Source organism: Curtobacterium sp. B8, assembly GCF_000333315.1.
GTDB lineage: Bacteria > Actinomycetota > Actinomycetes > Actinomycetales > Microbacteriaceae > Curtobacterium > Curtobacterium luteum.
Map to the genome: position 1 here is coordinate 1 of NZ_BACW01000299.1, position 3,838 is coordinate 3,838.

3 protein-coding genes are annotated in these 3,838 nt (G+C 73.3%); all 3 read left to right on the top strand.

Annotated features, from left to right (window positions below):
• Positions 1 to 162 precede the first annotated feature (162 nt).
• The 3 genes from I59_RS19460 (at position 163) to lysS (ending at position 3,747) form a co-directional block, all read left to right on the top strand.
• Positions 163 to 1,362 (top strand): PH domain-containing protein, encoded by a 1,200-nt coding sequence (locus I59_RS19460; protein WP_049976545.1) that lies wholly within the window; start codon positions 163 to 165, stop codon positions 1,360 to 1,362.
• Positions 1,359 to 2,051 carry a Rossmann-like and DUF2520 domain-containing protein gene (locus tag I59_RS07380; protein ID WP_022903308.1) on the top strand — a complete coding sequence of 231 codons (693 nt, stop codon included), beginning with the start codon at positions 1,359 to 1,361 and terminating at the stop codon, positions 2,049 to 2,051. The genes I59_RS19460 and I59_RS07380 overlap by 4 nt, the downstream gene beginning before the upstream one ends.
• Before the next feature lie 169 nt (positions 2,052 to 2,220).
• Positions 2,221 to 3,747 carry a lysine--tRNA ligase gene (gene lysS, locus I59_RS07385; protein ID WP_022903309.1) on the top strand — a complete coding sequence of 509 codons (1,527 nt, stop codon included), beginning with the start codon at positions 2,221 to 2,223 and terminating at the stop codon, positions 3,745 to 3,747.
• Positions 3,748 to 3,838 lie beyond the last annotated feature (91 nt).

Sequence of the window (3,838 nt, forward strand, 5' to 3'; positions counted from 1 at the left end):
CCCGCCTCGACCGCATCCAGGGCATCAACATCTCCCGGCCGATCGTGCCCCGGCTCCTCGGCACGCGAAAGCTCGAGATCGCCCAGGCCGGCAACGACGCCAACGTGCAGCTCGCCTACTCGGGNTCGAAGCCCCGCCGAGGACCTCCGGCGCGGGATCCTGGTGCTCGCCTCCGGTGCGAAGGAGGACGACCAGCAGGGTCCGGAGCGCGCCTCGTACGGTGTGCTGCAGGACCGGCTCGAGGAGGTCTTCTCGCCCGAGCTCGACCCCGATGCCGTGCGCGCCACCCGGATCGTCAAGGTGCACCCAGGTCGCCTGATCGCGTCGATGCTGCTCTCGACCACGACGGTGTTCCTCGTGCTCCTCGTCGTCGCCATGGTCGTGAGCATCTCGGTGACCGGCGAGTACGGCATCCTCCTCGCGCTGTTCCCGGCGGTGATCGGGGCCGGCGGCTACTACGTCCGGAAGTTCTCCCGCTCGCTGCAGTACACGATCGCCGAGACCCGTGACGGCATCCGCATCGGCTTCGGCCTGGTCTCGACCTCGAACGAGACGCTGCCGCCGGGCCGCATCCACGCCGTGAGCGTCGCCCAGCCGCTGCTCTGGCGGCCGTTCGGCTGGTGGGACATCCGCATCAACCGGGCCACGAACGCCGGCAACGGCCAGTCGACGAACCAGCAGGCGTCGTCGATCGTGCTCCCGGTGGGCCGCGCCGAGGACGTCCGCGAGGTGCTCGACATCATCCTCCCCGGGCTCGTCGGCACGGCCGTCGCGGGACCGCGGGCGTCGCAGGAGCAGCTCCGCGAGGGCTCGGCCGAGGCCGTGGGGGTCGTCGACGACAGCCTCACGACGTCCGGCGACCGCGGCGGCTTCGTGCACTCGCCCGGTCGCGGCGCCTGGTTCCGGCCGCTCTCGTTCCGGCGCAACGGCTACCGCTTCGTGCAGGGCGCGGTGCTGTTCCGGCTCGGCGCCGTGTGGCGCTCCCTCGTCATCGTGCCGCTGCCGCGGGTGCAGAGCGTGAAGGTCTCCCAGGGGCCGCTGGAACGGGTGCTGCGGCTCGCCTCCGCCCACGTGCACACCGTCCAGGGGCCGGTCAGCGCGCACATCGGCGCGCTGGACGCGCGCGACGCGCAGCAGATGTGGTCGGAGACCGCTCGGCGCGCGGTCGAGGCGGCCGCCGTCGACACCTCCCACCGGTGGCGCGAACGGGAGGCGCGGCTCGCGTCCGCCACGGCCGCGGCGGGCGTCGACGGGGTCGCCCCCGGCGCCGCCCCGGCCACCGGCCCCGGTGCGCCCGCCTGGCGGGCGCAGGACGGGCCTCCCGGCTGGGACCACGCACCGGACCCCGGAGCGGTCCGGTGAGGGCAGGACGGCTCGGCGTCGGGATCGTCGGCGCCGGACGGGTCGGCCCGGTGCTCGGGGCCGCGCTCGCGAACGCGGAGCACGCGGTCGTCGGCGTGACCGCGGTGTCGGACGCGGGCCGCGACCGTGCCGAGGCGATGTTGCCGGGCGTGCCGGTCCTCGCGACGCCGGACCTCGTCGAGCGGAGCGAGCTCGTGCTGCTCGCGGTGCCCGACGACCAGCTCGCCGAACTCGTGCAGGGCCTCGCGGACGCGGGCATCTGGCAGCCCGGGCAGCTCGTCGTGCACACGAGCCCCGACCACGGCACCGAGATCCTCCGACCCGCGCTGGCGGCCGGCGCGATCCCGCTCGCGATCCACCCCGCGATGGTCTTCACGGGCACCAGCGTCGACCTCACTCGGCTGCGGGACGCGTACTGCGCCGTCACCGCGCCCGGGCCGGTGCTGCCGATCGCGCAGGCGCTCGTGGTCGAGATGGGCGCGGAGCCGTTCGTCGTCAGCGAGCGGGACCGGCCCGCCTACGCCGACGCCGTCCGGGCCGCCGCGAGCTTCTCCACCGCGATCGTCGAGCAGTCCGCCGGGACCCTCGACGGCATCGGGGTCGAGCACCCCGGCCGGGTCCTCGGCGCCCTCGTGCGGAGCGCCGTCGACAACGCCCTCGCCGCCGCGGACGGTCAGGCGCGGCTGTGACGGGAGCGGTCCCCGTCGGGACGCCGGCAGGGGGCGCGGCTGTGACGGGAGCGGTCCCCGTCGGGACGCCGGCGCCGGGCGCGGCTGCGACGGGCACGGTTCCCGTCGGGACGCCGGCGCCGGGTAGCATTTCCGCATCCCCCACGACCCCACCGGAGCCGCACCCTTCATGAGCGAAGCAACCGCCGCCGACGCCACGTCCGCAGACCTCGCCGCCGACCTCGAGGCCGCCGAGACCAGCGAGCAGCGGCAGGTCCGGCTCGACAAGCGCGCGAAGCTGCTCGACGCCGGGGTCGAGGCCTACCCCGCGGCGCTCCCGATCACGACGACGATCCCCGAGGTCCGTGCGCAGTACGCGTCGCTCGAGACCGGCGAGGAGACCCAGGACGTCGTGGGCCTCGCTGGGCGGATCGTGTTCTCGCGCAACACCGGCAAGCTCTGCTTCGCGTCGCTGCAGTCCGGCGACGGATCGCGAATCCAGGCGATGGTCTCCCTCGCCGAGGTGGGCGAGGACTCGCTCGCGCGCTGGAAGGAGTTCGTCGACCTCGGCGACCACGTCTTCGTGCACGGCCGGGTCATCTCCTCCCGTCGCGGCGAGCTGTCGATCATGGTCGACGACTGGCAGATCGCGGCGAAGGCGATCCTCCCGCTGCCGAACCTGCACAACGAGCTGAACGAGGAGACGCGGGTCCGCCAGCGCTACCTCGACCTCATCGTGCGCGAGGACGCCCGCAAGACCGTCCGCGCCCGTGCGGCCGTGATGGCCTCACTCCGGCAGACGTTCGCGTCCCACGAGTACCTCGAGGTCGAGACGCCGATGCTGCAGACCCAGCACGGCGGGGCCTCGGCGCGGCCGTTCGTCACGCACTCGAACGCCTTCGACACCGAGCTGTTCCTCCGCATCGCGCCCGAGCTCTTCCTCAAGCGGGCCGTCGTCGGCGGGATCGACCGCGTGTTCGAGGTGAACCGCAACTTCCGCAACGAGGGTGCCGACTCCACGCACTCGCCCGAGTTCGCGATGCTCGAGGCCTACCAGGCGTACGGCGACTACGAGCAGATGGCCGACCTCACGCAGGAGCTCGTGCAGAACGCCGCCCGCGCCGTGACGGGCGGGTCGCTCGAGGTCACCTGGGCCGACGGCACCACGTACGACCTCGACGGCGAGTGGCCGCGCATCGACATGTACGGTTCGCTGTCCGAGGCGGCCGGCCGCGAGATCACCCCGGAGACGCCGCTGTCCGAGCTGCAGGCGCTCGCCGACGCCGAGGGTGTCGAGGTCGCCCACGCCACGCACGGCAAGTACGTCGAGGAGCTCTGGGAGCACTTCGTCATCGACTCGCTCGACCGCCCGACGTTCGTCATGAACTTCCCGGTCGACACCTCGCCGCTGACCCGGGAGCACCGGACGCGTCCGGGCATCGTCGAGAAGTGGGACCTCTACGTGCGCGGCTTCGAGCTCGCCACCGCGTACTCCGAGCTGGTCGACCCGGTCGTGCAGCGCGAACGGTTCGTCGAGCAGGCGAAGCTCGCGGCGGGCGGCGACCCCGAGGCGATGCGGGTCGACGAGGAGTTCCTCCGCGCGCTCGAGCACGCGATGCCGCCGTCGGGTGGCATGGGCATGGGCATCGACCGCCTGCTCATGGCCATCACGGGCTTGGGCATCCGCGAGACGATCCTGTTCCCACTGGTCAAGTGACCGCGAGGAGCGGGGGCCGCTCGCGGTGCGGTCTCCGCTCCCGGAGCTCCCGGAGCTCCCGGTCCGGCTGCCGTTCCTCGCGGTCCTGTTG

What these genes read in the sequence shown, in the direction of transcription:
- lysS (WP_022903309.1), top strand. Translation starts at nt 2,221, where the DNA reads ATGAGCGAAGCAACCGCCGCCGACGCCACGTCCGCAGACCTCGCCGCC.